The following is a 15,372-nucleotide window of genomic DNA, read 5'->3' as shown; positions in this document are numbered from 1 at the left end:
GCTAATTCAGGCCTGTCAACCTTAAAATTTATTATTTATTAGAAAATTATTCCCCACAACTCTAAAAGAAGGCAGCTAAACATTTCCAGATGCAATGATTGCCATACCGCCATACAATGCCCCCGCGATATGGTACATATTATTTACGGATGAACAACGAACCTGAAATCATTTTCGAGGATGACTACCTTCTGGCAACATTTAAACCAGAGGGCTGGCTCGTGCACCGCTCAGAAATAGACCGCAACGAAAATCGTATTTTACTTCAATACCTGCGGGACTTGAGCGGTCACCACCTGTACCCTGTACATCGCCTGGACAAGCCTACCTCTGGGATTATTATCTTTGGCAAGAGTAGTGAGATGGCCACCCTTTTACAGCAACAGCTGGAAAGCGAAAACTCCATCAAAAAATACCTCGCAGTATGCCGGGGCTATTGCCCTGAACAGGGAGTTATCGACTACCCTCTACCACCTGTCGCAGATTTCAAACATCAACGCAAGCGCCCCAAAACTGATCTACCACGCAAGTCAGCAATCACCCTATACCGCCGACTGGATACCGTTGAGCTACCCTATGAAGTAGATCGATACCCCACCAGCCGTTACTCCCTGGTTGAAATCCAACTAAAAACCGGCCGCCGCCACCAGATCCGCAGGCACTTCAAGCATATCCACCACCCACTTATCGGTTGTCCCAAATATGGGAAGTCTTCACACAACCGGTTTTTTGCCAGACAATATGATTGCGCACGATTGTTACTGCATGCATCCAAACTTAAAATAATGCACCCGATAAGTGAAACGGTATTTGAGATTAATATGACACCTAAAGGGACATTTTCAGAACTACTGGGTAAGTTAAACTGGAATCTCACCAATTAAAGACTTGGGCAACCGAGAACCCTCTATTAGCTCGTAATGCCAATTTTCCAGCAAAATTCCAATAACCAATTACAGAAAAACCAACTACTAACGAGTAAAAAATGAAATTCAAAACCACAATCAAAAAATTAGCCGGCCTGTGTGTATTATCAGCCATCTCCACCGGCGCCTTTGCACTGGATGACGAAGATAAGGCTGTTCGCCTGGTAGAGGCTCTTAGTGGCAATATGGTTTATATCCACTTGATGGAATCAATGAATAAGCAACCGTCCTGCGCCAAGTACAATGCCATCATAGCCTGTTCAACGGAAAATTCTTACTGTTCCCACGCGCTATCTATCGCCCTAGCAGCCCAGGCGGCAAACCGTACCATCGACTTTCAGACAAGTGATTCCTGCATAGGTAGTGCAGCTGAATTTGTCAGACTACGTATGCGGTAATTGTTTTTTATTATATATAGGGAAAGCAATAAGGAATGGAGAAAGGGCTTCAGAAAAACCTGAGAGCCCTAAACATCTTACTATAAGACTCAACTGGCACTATCATTTACCACCAAATATAAACCTACTTATCACTCTCTTCTTCTATCTTTCTCTCAGCCGGCCACAGATAATTACCAGCCCAAACAATATACTGCACATCATCTATAAACCTTAACTGCCCTCCATTGTCGACCCTCACCGTACCGGATAAAAGATAGTATTTTCCGCAGCTCCCGGAGCATTGAAACCCCTTTGGGAGGATTACCTTAATGGCATTATTTGTAATACCTGCCTCATACTGCTCCCTCGAGAAATAGAGATGCCCTTCTCGTCCATATCCGAGCCCCAGCACACCAACCACATCAACATCTCTATTTTTATATTTTGCCGGAGATGCCATTAAAGAGAAAAAATTAACCTCAGTGGTTAGACTCTCATATCCGAGAGCACTACTACAAAAGAATAGTAATAAAACCGAAAGTTTAGAGCTCACTGACATAGGGGGCTCCTCCGTTAGATTTTACGTCTTTGATAAATCTCCCTATTTGTGCATTAGTTGCAGAAACAGGTAGTGCTTTGCTCATTGCGTTATTGAATGAGGACCAATTAAACTTATATAAACTCTGTTGATTCGAAAGATACCCATTAACCCCAAACATTATAGGGTATCTTAAATCCCAAGAATGAAACTTGCTGGCTGAAGCTGGATGAGTATGCCACCTCCCAGCCCAACCAGCACTTCTTGGAGTTCTACCAATGGAAACACTATCAATATGATAGCTTGTTACCACTTGATCAAAACCATACCCATCCCCATATTTACGAACTCCCGCACCAAGCTCCACTTTATATCTTGTGGAAATCCCGTAAGCTTTGTCATGCAGCCATTGAGCAACCCCATCCGGATTATCTGCTATTTCTTGTGCAGCACTCTCATTAATTGTCGCCAGTTCTGCATCAAGAGCCATTCTCTTTTCTTTATTACCAGCTAAAACAGGGGAAGGTGTTGGTACAGTTCCATCTCCTTCAGTCCCCACTTGCCTGATGGAAGAAGCTACATATGACATAGCTCCAGTAACCGCCCCATTTGCAAATTTCCCACCCGAGATTGCAGTAGACGTACCTCCAATAAGCATTGCCACAATTGCTCCCTCCGGTGTGGGACCACCCCCCCCCCCGAAAGTCTCACTTTGACCCGCCCAGGCTGATAAACCTGCAGATACAAAGCCGTGTCCAAATTTACCCCCCTGGAGTTCAGAAACTATTCCGCCTACCGCAGCCGAAACAAAGATACGCTCTCCTCCAGTAAGGCCAGTTGCATTACTGATACCGTAAAATGCCGCCGAGCTCGCACCGGAAACAAGCCCTGCTTTCATGGCAGCACCGAAATCACCGGTAGCAGCATAGCCACGCTGAGCTGAAAAATAGGCATTAAAAGCTATCGAACAAGGCCCACAGTATATGCTAGTAATAATTGATCCAAATAACTGAACCATATCTGCTACAGGGGCCGGCAGAGATTTGATTATAACTTGGTCTATCAGGATAGACAGAAAATAACCACTAGGATCACTAGCATTCAGGGGATTATTACGCACATAGGAATAGCGGTTATACATCTGGGTATCCGTTGCCGCCTGGACAAACGGATCCGCTTGCATAAAGCGCCCCAGCCTTGGGTCGTAGATACGCCCATTCATATGAATGAGCCCTACTGCATCCAGCATCTCATGGCCGGTATATCCCCGCGTAGTATTGACGGTATCAAAGCCAGCTAGGCTAGACTGGCTCAGCGCACTCCAATCCGAAGAATTGCGGCGCTGCCCCCACACATCGAAGGACATTTGCTGAATTACATTTGCGCCCTCATCGGTGAGCAAGTCTACTGAGCCCAGGTGATCCAGGTACTGGAATACTTTTTCTGTAAACTGTACTGCATAGTTAGAGTTTGTAGTCAGGGTATAGATCGCTGTCCCCGCAAGGTAACGCTTCCACTGGATTTCACCAGGGTTGGAGGACTTTTCAATACGCTCGATGTTGCCGATATACCAGGTTTCAGTGACTTCACCAGTTGTGCCATTGGTATCCTTACGGTAGTAACGAGAACGCTCAGTACCATAGAGAAACTCAGTTATATGGTTTCCTTTCTCGATTCGCTCTACCTTATCAAAGGTGGTGTACTCAATTTTACGACCACCATCAAAATCATCGGAAACCATATTGCCATTGTTATCATAGCGATAGGCGACACCTCCAGCAGAGGTAACGGCGTGTGGGCCCGCATTATTTCCGTATGTGTAATCACCAACACCGGCTTTATAGACAATATTACCGATAGTGTTGTAACGCAGATCCTGCTGAGAAGAGGCCAATCCTGAGCAGTTATAGTCACCCGAGCCGATATGGCTCTTCACCAGCCGATTTAAGGCGTCGTAGCAGAAACTTTCCCTGAGATCTTTACTGCCACTCTGGTTATGGCGATTTCTCAAATTCCCAAGAGTATCCCAGCTGTAACTAATATTCTGAACACCGAATATCCCCAATACATCTGAGGTCTGAGTCAACAAATATCCAGTCTCATTATCATATCCGTAAGCATTCGTTGCACCATTCCCCAATAGCTGGCGCTTTAATTGCCCCCTGGCAGTATGCTCTAACACCTGTTGAACCAAATCCCCCGAAGCCAGATCAGTGATCTTCTCAAGGTACCCATAACTGTTGTAATGGTTTTCAGTGCCAGACTGACTATCAACCAATAAATCATCTAGAGCATCATAGGTTTTAGTTATACGCCCAAAATTATCAAACTCTGTGGTAGTCACATAAGCCACTTGCGGGCCAGTACCATCGAAATCCACCAGTTGTGTATTGTTACGGCCAATACCATCGTACTGATAGAGCACTTGGTAGCCGCTAATGGAGTCCTCCACCAACTCGAGCTGCCCCACCCCATTGCTGGCGGTATCGTAATGCCAAGTTACATTACCGGTAATAGTGCTGCCATTGCGGCGATCGATACGAGTTTTTTTGCGCCCCAAAGTATCATAAGTGAACTCGACCTTATGACCATTGGCATCGGTCTGGGTTTCGATTTCGCCATACTTGGTATAGGTATAGGACCACTCACCCTTATCTGGATCATACATCCTGGTCTTGCGGCCCAAATCATCGTAGTAAATTACAACAGAAATTGGATAGGTGAGGCCATCATTCTCTTCAACATGTGTTCCTGCCGAATTTGTTAGTCCCCAAGAGTGGGCTTTATGAAGATTGCCCTGATTATCGTATTCATAGCTGATACGACCATCAAGCGCATCAATAACTTCTACCAACTCCCCGAGAACATTTTTCTTCTCTGTTTTCTTTTGAACCTTATCATTTACTGTAACAGTCGTGAGACCATCATAAATGACTGAGGACTGCGAACTATCAGGTGCAGTAACTTTTACTGCTCGCCCTAACAGGTCATATTCAGTCTTACTCCAAACCCGGCCATTACCAGAAAAGTAAGGCTCGCTGACATATTTCACCCTGCCAAGACTGTCATATTCCTGGTCAATATAAATAGTTTTATCAAAACCCTGAGTTTCTGTACGAATTGCTCTTCCAAGCGCATCCATATACTCGACAGAGGTAGATCCAGTGCTGTTACTTTTTACAACCTTATATTTTGCACCGGTAATACAACCTGAACCACAGAGTGAATATTGAGTTCGTGCATCCGCTCCAGAGTTATCGTAGCGATAAGTCTCACGGCCCAACACGTCATAGCTAAAGTAACTCTTAAAGCCATTCAGCCCATGAACTTCCAAGGGCGCTCCATATGCATTTCGACTGATTACTTCTTCTGTTAAATGCTCAAGACTATTGTAATTCTTATTCGCAAAACGCCCAGAAATATCATAAACAGTCCGTGTATAGCGACTCTGTTCACCCTCTGCGCTCAAAGTCTTCTTCTGAATGTTACCGAAGCCATCATATTCATAAGTAGTAGTTTGCGTAAACTCAGTATTATTTGGCTCAACAACCTCAGTAAGGAGCAGGCCCTTTAAACTTCCAACGGTATGATAAGTAAAGGCAGATTCACGAACATGATCTGCCTGGCCCGGGCGGCTGTTGATTACCCTGGTAAAGCTCAAGCGCCCCTTTTCTGACTCCCAATTAGTGCCACCGGAACAAAGTGAGCTCGGATGGACAGCCATAGAACCGCCAAAGCAGTTGAGTGTATTTTTAATAAACTGCTCACCAGTGGCCTCATCAATAGTTCTTAATTTTATTGAGGTAACGTTTCCATCATTATCATAACTATTCTCTGTGATAACGGTTTGCAGGTGCTCACCATGTGAACTTCCGTTATTTTCAAGAGAATAGGTTTCCTCTACTACCTTTTCTAGATATGGCTGATAAGGATACACAGAGGTGTCAGAACCATTCCAACCCTTCAAGCTCCAGGTATTGGCAGCCTTTCGTATCAATGCCTTTGAGGCAGACCGAACCTCAGTTTGCAAGGGCATACCAGTGAACGGGTAGTCCTGGCGGTAGTAAGTGGATGTCTCTACACCCGTTTGCTCATCAGTTGTGGAGATCTTCTGGAAGCCCAGCATCCCTCGCCCAGCAGCCTGCAGTTTCATCTGTGCGTATTCATACGAAACAGCACTTTTCGCCGTGTAATCAACAGCACCGGGAGAGGAGCCGGCAGCTGGAGAAGTACTCTCCACTTTAGAAACTAAGTACATCGGTATCAACACATCGAGAACCGGTGTATCTTTTCCTAGGGTGACACTATCCTCCGGAAGGACCCATGGACCATTCAGTGCAGTATAAAAGTCCGCCGTGTTAGCGGCCTGCTTTAGATAACAATATGTACTTCCGGGGATCTCTACGCCGTTCTCATCTCTCTCAGACGGAGTAGTAGTACACTCCTTACCTTCAAGGGTTTTCGACATTTCAAGGCGACTATAGAACCAACTCCTAATGGTGCTGGTATAGGAGATATCAGTGGTATTACCCAGCCCATTGTCAATTTTGGTTAATACCTTGTTGGGAATATCCCTATTTGCAGAGTTCCCATAGTTGGATACATAGGATGTTAAAAAGCCTTCATCGCTTATCTTATGATAATCCGGCTGATTATCCCCATTGATATCAGCAAAGATGTGTAGGTAATCGTCATTATTGGGCACAGTCTGAATAGAGATAGACTTTCCAAAGCTGGAAGTCTGGGGATCCCAAAGTTCTACCCGCAACAATCCCGCATCATGATCAGGCCAGTAAACATCCAGCATCCCATCCTGGTTATAGTCCAGGGCTCCAGCTTGCTCTGAAGCAAACCTGCTAGGGGTTACTTTTACCAGTTGTTTCCCAGTACTGAGATAAAGATTTGACGAAGAAGATTCCTGCAATAGCAGGTCAGTTAAACCATCACCATTAAAGTCCGCTGCGACATGAGACTTTGCAGTATTACCTCCCAGGCTTGCAAAAAGGTCGTAGCTATCTGTTTCAGCGTTATATACAAAAGCCGCATGCCCAGAAGGACCTGCCGAATAAATATATGAATAACCGCTTTTCAAATCCCCATTTGAATCAAGGCAAAGATCCAAGTCCAACACTTTATTGAGAGAATCTTTACAGCCACTAACATAAGGCTTTTCCAAAGCAATCAGAATATCAATATTCCCATCCCCATTGAAATCTGCAGTAGCTGCTTTCAATGGGGAATTAGTCAAACGGCTTACGTACTTATCGGAGGGTAACGGTAATGAGTAGCTTTTAGCTGAGCCATACCGATAATAAGTCTTGGAACTAATTGGGTCTAAACCAACCTGCAAAGGATACACGAGTAAAGTTCGGCCAGCCACCACAACCAAATCAGACAGACCATCTGAGTTGACATCTACAAAGACGCCATCCCTCTCTCCAACCCCGGTATCTATTGGATCGGATGAAAGCTTCCATTGGGAACCCACATAAGTAGAAAGATAGACATGCCAAGTTTTGCTGGCGTAACGGTCATCATATACAGCAATATCTGCACGGCCATCAGCATTGTAATCTAAAACCGCAATGCTGATATCCTCGTTTGCATTTGCCCCAGAGAATAAATACTTTTGGCCATTTGAGTAGGTAGCAAGATCTAGATACGCGCCATTTGACAGAGCATACTTTATTTGATGATCTTGATCACTCGCACTATCAGTATCCATCTCCAACCAGACAACATCCTGATATCCATCACCATTAAAGTCGCCAAATTGGAAATCTCTTAAAGAGCGACTCTTGTTTACCGTAAAATCAACAGATCCACTGGAAGTTCCATAATTTAAAGAGTACTGAGACCACTCAAATGTGAGTGCTGGTAAGCAATTACTGCCTACACACTCTTGAATACTATCTATAAGAGAGGTCTGATTCTTGGAGATATTATCAGCTACCAGCTGGTAATTTATATAATAATCACGCAGGGTATTACCATCAGCGGCAGACGTGATTTTGGAAAGCCGTTTCGTTGTATTGAAAAGATACCCGGCAGTGTAAGCTTGTAAGTAATCAGGCCTATCCGAATAAGTGAACTGGACTGAAGCCGCATTAGCTCCCGCTCCATATGCATATCTTACTTCGTGGATTCGCTTCCCACTATCAGAATCACCTTCATATTCGAATTCAATTCTATTTCCAACGCTATCCTGAAATTCGTTCTGCATCCATGAGAGAACCTTACCTTCTGACACATTGGCATAAGACTTTGAGCTGGCTGTATTACCGTACCAACTGGTTGAGCCATCTTTTCTATCAACGGTAAAGTAGGCAGGACCAGTTCCTATACTGCCGTGAGATGTGACTTTTACAAAAGAATCAATCTCAGTACGGTATTGTGCGCCGTCCGCACCATAAGATTTACTGGAAACATTAATTAGCCTTTGGCCATCCAGACAAAACCTGTCCGAAGGACTCCAGCTGATAGGTAAAGCTTTTCCGTCCGTGGCCAATGTTTGTCGGCAACGGGTAATTCCGGAAAGTCCCCCAATAGACCACCCCTTGCCCAGTAACCCATTACCTGTATTACCTTGGTAATTTAAAGATAATTGAGGGACAACACCGGCAGTACCCACCCCTGCTGCTATAGCAAGCGAATAAGTCGCACTACCTGACTCATTAACCCTGAACTGACCAGCAGAGCTACCGGCCATTGTGGGGGTCTTTACGCCCGAAGAAACAATATCCTGCTCAATCGATGGAAGACTTCCGTTAGAAAGGAAGGCAGTATCTACGAGATATTCTTTTCTGCCCTTAAGAACTAGATCGTCCTGTCCGTTCCCATCAATGTCATCAACATAGAACGTATTATTAGAATCAGCTAGTAATTCAGAGAGGTCACTAGAGCGCGAATACGAAACAACAGAAGTCGGAACCTCATCACCAAAAACACCTACCACTACAAAAGGTGGCTCGTTAGTATTTTGGCTCCTGAACAGAATATCTACTACAGAATCACCATCAAAATCACCGTAGTAGAAATCAATATTTTCCTCAAGCCTTGCAAATCCAGTCAGCTCATCTTCTGGCACGCTATACGGAGCAATAGTTCCGTCAGAAAATATCACGTATGAAGGTCTGGGGGGCAACGCAATCGGGGTGGCAATATCTCCATGTAAAATTAAATATCGGCTATTGCTGATGACATAATAATCCAGGTCACCGTCACCATCGATATCCTTTAGATAAATAGCTTGGCCTTGGGAATCAAAACTTGAAGCCTTGAGCGATAAAGGCAGAATACAGCCCAATAAAATAAGCCATCTAAATACGTACTGAACTGCATTACTATTGCTCAAATGAAACATCTGGCTTCCCCAATGGCCCCAAGCTTATGGTACAAATGTACAAAATCGGCAATTTTGCACACCCTTACACTTGGCGTCAATTACTTATCCCCTAGGTTCAAGCACTTCAAGGATAAGCCAAAGTCTTGACCAGCAGCATGCCCTTATCAATTTAACGGGGGTGGCACCATAAGCCAGAAAATCATTAAGCCCGACACCACAATAAAACCTCACTTAAAAACAAACTGAAAATATTTTTTAGGAGAAAATTTCTCAAGACTTAAAAAATAAGAGATAAAAAACCAAAACAGAAAGATATAACACCCAACGACCGCCCACCCTCCAGAAACAGTTAAGATTCAACCTTGAATTTTTCTACCTTACTTGAGCACTCTATTGACAGGAAATCAGTTTAACCCCCAACCCGCATGATCATTTCAGAAAAATCACATCTAACTGTAGCGTGGAGCAGGACGGGGCATATGGCAACAAGATACGCCACACTAAACGGAGGGACATAAAGTCATTACGCTTTCTTAGGTCATTGAAGACCAAAATATGCCTGTGGGAAGGGTTTTATAGGGTATATCTATTTAATAATAGTGCTCATTAGGCTTTTAGAATTTGACTCTACCCCCCCGGCACCCTCTTCGCCATTGAAAACGGCCCCCTTATACTAATCAAAAGCATCCTTAAACACACCACGCATCTTTTAAGTCTTATGGGTAAGATCGAACTCTTTCGCCAAATCTAGCAATTCGACCTTATGTCGGCTTGCATCACAATGGGCTATAGGCTATGGGCATTTATTTTTGACTTTGCCTTTAAGCTTGACGCCGCCATCAAAACCAAAAAAACCTATCTTCCATAAAAAAACCAGACTTATCCAAAAGTAAGCCTGACAACCCGATAACTAGAGATAAAGGTAGCCCCCAGCAGATCAATTTTTATTACAAACCATAAACTATAATGCAAAAACTATTTTTCTGGACCTTCATGCGCCCCCCGCTCCAAACTTTTCCCTCCAATGCCAAACAACCCCTTTCTCACTTCAGAAATCTCAACAGTTGGACGCAGAAAGTATTTCAATTTATCTTTCTCCCACATTGCATCCTGGTAGCCAAGCTCAATCAACTCCTCAATATAGGGCCGCTCAAAAAGCAAGTAACTTGCCGCGGAGACTCCGCCACCAGACCGCGTCGCGCCTGTGGAGCGAAATAACCAACGCAACGCCGGCGGTAGATACTTTAATTTTCTCCCTCCCAATCTGGCGAGACTCTGCGATGGTTCAATAACCACGGATTCTACTGGCCGAAGAGGAGAGAGATCGGCAAATTTATCTTCTTCGACAGAATCCAGTAAGGTATTAACCCTATCCAAATGTTCCAAATCCCCTTCCAAGCTATCAATAAAAGCAGCATTGAACCACTGAGCAGTAATCTGGGCCATTGAGGGAGAATGAACCTGATTATTGCTACGCCGACTACCCCAGTGAACTGGAGAGCGGTTATCGGAAACACCTACGATAAAGACACGCTTAGCTCCAAGGTGTAAGGCCGGGCTGATGGGAGCCATTTGACGAATTGCACCATCGCAGTAGTAAATATCGTCGATTTTTACTGCAGGAAAAATTGCGGGGATTGCAGATGAGGCGAGCAGGTGATCCACCGTCAAGCGGGTGGAAACTCCAAACCGGCGAAAGCGCTGCCAACCTCTCACACCATCCGCAGCTTGATAAAAGCTCACCGACTCGCCCTCACTATATGAAAGCGCATTAATGCAAGTTGCGTGTAGATGGCCTGCGTCGATATTTTTTTGGATATTATCGAAATTAATTACATCCAGTAAAAGCTGACGCAAGGGGGAATTATCGAGAAGTGCAAGAGGTTTTTCTCGCCCAACACCCTGATTAAACAGCGAACGGCTAATAGACAATAAATTACTTATTAAGCTAAACCAGCTAGTGCGGTACACCCGCTCCACACTCAGGTTCATCCACACCGAGCACATACTCTCGATCGCTTCTTTAAATGTACCTGGGTGAGCGGCCAGCATCATGGCATTCATAGCGCCAGCAGATGTGCCGCAAATAATTTTAAAAGGGCGCGGGTTATCTTCGGGCACAACTTCTGCTAGGGCTTTGAGAACCCCGGCCTGATAAGCAGCACGGGCGCCACCACCCGAGAGCACTAACGCGCTGTTCTGCACCGGAATCAGGGACTTTTCGTTACCTTGAGACACTGTCATCTTCCAACAGAAACAGGCTATAAATCACGCTACTGGCTATAAGGCTATTGAAAAGCACAGGCACAGACAAACACCATTACTTATATAAAGAGGCAGATGACTGTCAATCGCCTGTTCAGCTGTAATTTTTTCTCCAAATAAACTCTGAAATACTCAAGAAATCTAAAGTGCCATATTAACGACATAGCGGCCGATTCCATGGCCTCGGTGTAACCGTGCCAGAAATTCCGGTGCCTGTTCAAGTGATATATCTTCCGCAATAAGTTTTAGCTTATCGCCGATATACCATGGGCCAGCTAGCTTTTGCCAAACCGCGGCTTTCTTTTCTACTGGCAGCTCTACACTATCAACGCCCAGCAGACTGATACCTCGCAAAATAAAAGGGAATACATTTGCATGAAACTGTGCGCCCGAAGCCATACCACATGCCGCTACACCACCACCGTATGCTAGGGATTTAACCACATTAAAAAGGGTTTCCCCGCCTACTGTATCTACAGCCCAAGCCCATAAGGGTTTAGCCATGGCCTTGTTGGCAAATGGCGCTAAAGTATCTCGGTCAAGTACCTTCCAAGCACCCAATTCAGCGAGAAAGTCGGCCGCTTCAAGTTTCCCGGTCACCGCAGCTACTCGAAAGCCCAACTTTGCCAGCAGCGCCACCGCAATTGACCCGACTCCGCCAGTAGCACCGCTGACCAATACTTCACCATCTTCTGGCATGGCTCCAGCCTCCAATAGCCGGTCCACACAGAGGGCAGCGGTTAACCCAGCAGTACCAAGCGCCATAGATTCCCTGGCGCTGAGCCCCTCAGGAAGCGGTAGAGCCCACTCAGAGGGAATAGCAGTAACCTCCGCCAAGCCGCCGGGAGTATTCATGCCTAAATCATAACCTGTGACTAAGAGTTCAGTTCCTGGCGTGAATTTACCACTTTGGTCTTCGAGCACTGAGCCTACGGCATCAATCCCTGGAGTGTGCGGGTACTCTCTGGTAATACTGCGGTTTCCAAATGCAGACATAGCATCCTTGTAGTTCAGAGAGGAATAGGAAACTCTAAGCAACAAGGGGTTATTGGGCAAATCTCGGAGATGTCGCTTCACCAGTAGTTGATCAAATTTTCCAGCGGCCACCTCTTCCACCCTAATGGCCCGAAACTCCCTTTCCTGAGAACTATTCATGCCTGCTTTATCCTAATGACAAACTTCCCTATAAATTGCCCTTGTCGACATCTCTTACTGGGCGTGATGACGCCATGCGCTCAATCTTGAGAATAGACGTGTCAGGGCCGACTCTACCCCGGCCTCAGCAGCCAACCCCATTTTCTTGGCGATATTTTTCTTCTCTTTGTATTCCACCTGAAACAGGTCAGCATGTTTAGCACAATCTGTCAGGTACTCATCAGATGTTTTCAGCTCATCCACAAGGCCCATTGTCAGAGCCTTTTGCCCAAACCAAACTTCTCCTGTCGCAACCTTGGCAACATCCAAGTTGGGGCGGTACTCACTGATAAAGTGCTGGAAAAGTACATGTATTTCCTCCAGATCACTCTGGAACTTCTCACGCCCTTCTTCAGTATTTTCTCCGAACATGGTTACTGTGCGCTTGAACTCACCCGCAGTGAAAAGCTCATAATCCACATCGTGACGCTTTAGCAAGCGATTAAAGTTAGGTAGCTGCGCCAAAACACCGATAGAGCCCAACATTGCAAAAGGTGCGGCAAGAATTCTGTCTGCTACGCAGGCCATCATATAACCGCCACTTGCCGCCACTTTATCCACTGCAATAGTGAGCTGAATGCCCGCACTACGTACACGTGCCAACTGGCTTGCGGCCAGACCATAGTTGGCCACCATTCCTCCGGGGCTTTCCAAGCAGAGCAGTACCTCATCACCAGCCTCTGCAACTTGAAGAATTGCAGTAATTTCCTCCCGCAAACGCGAAAGCTCACTGGCTTTGATGTCGCCATTAAAGTGGGTGACAAAAATACGCTTGCGCCCATCTGTCGAATCCGAGATTTTCTCTGCCTCACGGGCATCAGCTTGTGGCTCTTTCGTCTCACCGCCTAGATTGCCCTCTTTGGAGGTTTTCTCTTTGGCCGCCGCTTTATGTTTTTTAGCCAGGGCTTTTTCCTCAGCTTTCTTATCCTTTGCTAGCTGCTTTTTACGTTGATTAAAATCGTGTTTTTCCATAACGGCTTCGAGCAAAGTTTCTTTAAACTGCTCGTAGCGGTCATTCAATCGAGTAACACTGATGTGCCCCTGCACCCTCTCTTTAAGCTGCTCTCGATTAGCAAAAATAAAACCTATCAACACCATCAGAGCAACGATAACAGTTACTATTTTTGCCAGGAACAGGCCGTATTCAATTAAAAATTCCACTTATACTCCAGATTGCTGCCATGCAAATTAAAAATTATTTAGCCGCCCTACTGCCAACCATCCAAGGCAGTGGTCGCCTGCTGATTTAATGGTCGCGCCAACAAGCCGCTGTGACTGATACGCACCTCATAAACTGCACCATCCTCCATCGGCAAAAAGGTTGCGCTCCCGTAGACGGCATCAACGAAAGGAAGATTTTTATCAAACCCTCGTACAAACTGCCAAATATCAACCCCATAATTTGTGCCATCAATTTGATGCACAGAGCGTTCGCGTACTCTTTCATCTTGCAAGGTAAGATAACGACCGCTCAGGCGATCCAGGCGATAAGCTGGCTCGATACCCCAGCGTATCAATGGGCCTTGCCACTTCAGCATACGGGCATCCAATTGCCACTGATCTCCATACAGCTCAAATTTTTGCGAAATACCATCGGCATCAGAAAACTTCACTTCAAACTGCTGCTCCGCGATCTTTTTAAATGACACAACGCCAACGCTATGTTCATTACCTAGATTTCGATAACTGTATACATCCGCAGCAACCAAAACGATCCAAAGGGCCAAACCAAAGAAAACCAGCCCTACAGAGCCGCGTAAAAAACCCATCACCCAAGAGCCACTCAATAGTACCCTCGCTCCCCAAAAGACGAGGAACAGAGCCACTACCGCTATTAGGAAGGTGATCACGATATACATGATGATACTTAACTCCTCTCTGCCAATTCCTTAAAAACGGAAGGTCTACAGCTTCAATCCACCTGCCAATAAATTGGAAAACGTATGAATCAACTGTCCAGATAAAGTTTGCACTGGCGGAATAGCTGGCAGCGAACGATAGTGGAACCACTGAGCCTCCTCAATCTCATTTGGATCGGGGCATAGCTCCCCCCCCTGCCACTCTGCCAGATATCCCAACATCAACTGCCCCGGAAAAGGCCAGGGTTGGCTACCGACGTACCTGAGTTTTCCCACCTCAAGTCCAACTTCCTCTCGGACTTCTCGCCTTAAAGCCTGCTCTGCACTTTCACCTGGTTCAATAAATCCAGCCAGCGCGGTATAGGTGATATTTCTTCGATTGGCATGGCGAGCGAGTAGGCACTCCTCCCCACGGGTAACCAACATGATTACGCAGGGAGAAATTCTTGGGTAAACCGTCAACTGACAATTTGGGCAGGTCCTGGCCCGGTCTAGAGAATGGTAATGGGTTTCTGTGCCGCAGCGGCCGCAAAAGCGGTGATCTCGATCCCAATAAGCCACCTGCAGAGCTCGGCCAGCTAAAGCAAATAGATACTCCTCTGTCGAAGTAAGCAGACTACGCAGGTTACGCCAGTCATGCCCATGAATCTCAAACTGAGCTGAAAGCACTCTAACACCGCAACTGCGACCTCCCAGCTCGCCGAGATAGTGGCTTGAGATAGCAGTAGTAGGTGGCAATTGATCCACCTCGTGAATGAACCGGTCTCCACTACAGAGAACCAGGCCCTCCGCTACAATAATTTGCTGGGAGAACTCGGGAGCCTCCCAAACATTTGCGGCAGGCTCAAAGCGATCAACCAAAAAG

At 45.8% G+C, this 15,372-nt stretch carries 9 protein-coding genes; 2 read left to right on the top strand and 7 right to left on the bottom strand.

The genetic code is table 11. The features are described from left to right. Positions 1-149 precede the first annotated feature (149 nt). Complete coding sequence (locus ACJJH9_RS06595) at positions 150-884, top strand: pseudouridine synthase (protein WP_444924695.1); 735 nt, start codon at positions 150-152, stop codon at positions 882-884. A 101-nt stretch (positions 885-985) separates the two neighbouring features. Beyond that, entirely contained in the window at positions 986-1,324 is a 339-nt protein-coding gene (locus ACJJH9_RS06590; RefSeq protein ID WP_444924694.1) for a hypothetical protein, read from the top strand. Between the two features lie 124 nt (positions 1,325-1,448). On the opposite strand, the gene ACJJH9_RS06585 is transcribed toward ACJJH9_RS06590, so the two are convergent. From ACJJH9_RS06585 to nudC, 7 genes are all read right to left on the bottom strand, one after another. Beyond that, positions 1,449-1,865 carry a hypothetical protein gene (locus tag ACJJH9_RS06585; RefSeq protein ID WP_444924693.1) on the bottom strand — a complete coding sequence of 139 codons (417 nt, stop codon included), beginning with the start codon at positions 1,863-1,865 and terminating at the stop codon, positions 1,449-1,451. After that, complete coding sequence (locus tag ACJJH9_RS06580) at positions 1,849-9,207, bottom strand: FG-GAP-like repeat-containing protein (protein ID WP_444924692.1); 7,359 nt, start codon at positions 9,205-9,207, stop codon at positions 1,849-1,851. Before ACJJH9_RS06580 ends, ACJJH9_RS06585 begins: the two co-directional genes overlap by 17 nt. Before the next feature lie 957 nt (positions 9,208-10,164). Continuing rightward, positions 10,165-11,427 carry a patatin-like phospholipase family protein gene (locus ACJJH9_RS06575; protein WP_444924691.1) on the bottom strand — a complete coding sequence of 421 codons (1,263 nt, stop codon included), beginning with the start codon at positions 11,425-11,427 and terminating at the stop codon, positions 10,165-10,167. 168 nt (positions 11,428-11,595) lie between these two features. Further along, positions 11,596-12,609 (bottom strand): YhdH/YhfP family quinone oxidoreductase, encoded by a 1,014-nt coding sequence (locus ACJJH9_RS06570; protein WP_444924690.1) that lies wholly within the window; start codon positions 12,607-12,609, stop codon positions 11,596-11,598. 54 nt (positions 12,610-12,663) lie between these two features. Further along, positions 12,664-13,809 (bottom strand): protease SohB, encoded by a 1,146-nt coding sequence (gene sohB / locus ACJJH9_RS06565; protein ID WP_444924689.1) that lies wholly within the window; start codon positions 13,807-13,809, stop codon positions 12,664-12,666. Between the two features lie 47 nt (positions 13,810-13,856). Next, entirely contained in the window at positions 13,857-14,507 is a 651-nt protein-coding gene (locus ACJJH9_RS06560; RefSeq protein ID WP_444888614.1) for a cation/multidrug efflux pump, read from the bottom strand. Between the two features lie 45 nt (positions 14,508-14,552). Next, on the bottom strand, positions 14,553-15,368 hold the full coding sequence (gene nudC, locus ACJJH9_RS06555) for an NAD(+) diphosphatase (RefSeq protein ID WP_444885409.1): 816 nt from the start codon (positions 15,366-15,368) through the stop codon (positions 14,553-14,555). Between the last annotated feature and the right edge of the window lie 4 nt (positions 15,369-15,372).

This window comes from Microbulbifer mixtoriginis (SeqCode), assembly GCF_052466715.1.
The sequence above is the reverse complement of the archived record's forward strand: the minus strand, read 5'-3'. Positions and strand labels throughout refer to the sequence as shown.

Bases quoted from the DNA above. Each gene is read 5' to 3' on its own strand.
- ACJJH9_RS06595 (WP_444924695.1), top strand. From the start codon at position 150: ATGAACAACGAACCTGAAATCATTTTCGAGGATGACTACCTTCTGGCA.
- ACJJH9_RS06585 (WP_444924693.1), bottom strand. From the start codon at position 1,865: ATGTCAGTGAGCTCTAAACTTTCGGTTTTATTACTATTCTTTTGTAGT.
- ACJJH9_RS06590 (WP_444924694.1), top strand. From the start codon at position 986: ATGAAATTCAAAACCACAATCAAAAAATTAGCCGGCCTGTGTGTATTA.
- ACJJH9_RS06560 (WP_444888614.1), bottom strand. From the start codon at position 14,507: ATGTATATCGTGATCACCTTCCTAATAGCGGTAGTGGCTCTGTTCCTC.
- ACJJH9_RS06580 (WP_444924692.1), bottom strand. From the start codon at position 9,207: ATGTTTCATTTGAGCAATAGTAATGCAGTTCAGTACGTATTTAGATGG.
- ACJJH9_RS06570 (WP_444924690.1), bottom strand. From the start codon at position 12,609: ATGAATAGTTCTCAGGAAAGGGAGTTTCGGGCCATTAGGGTGGAAGAG.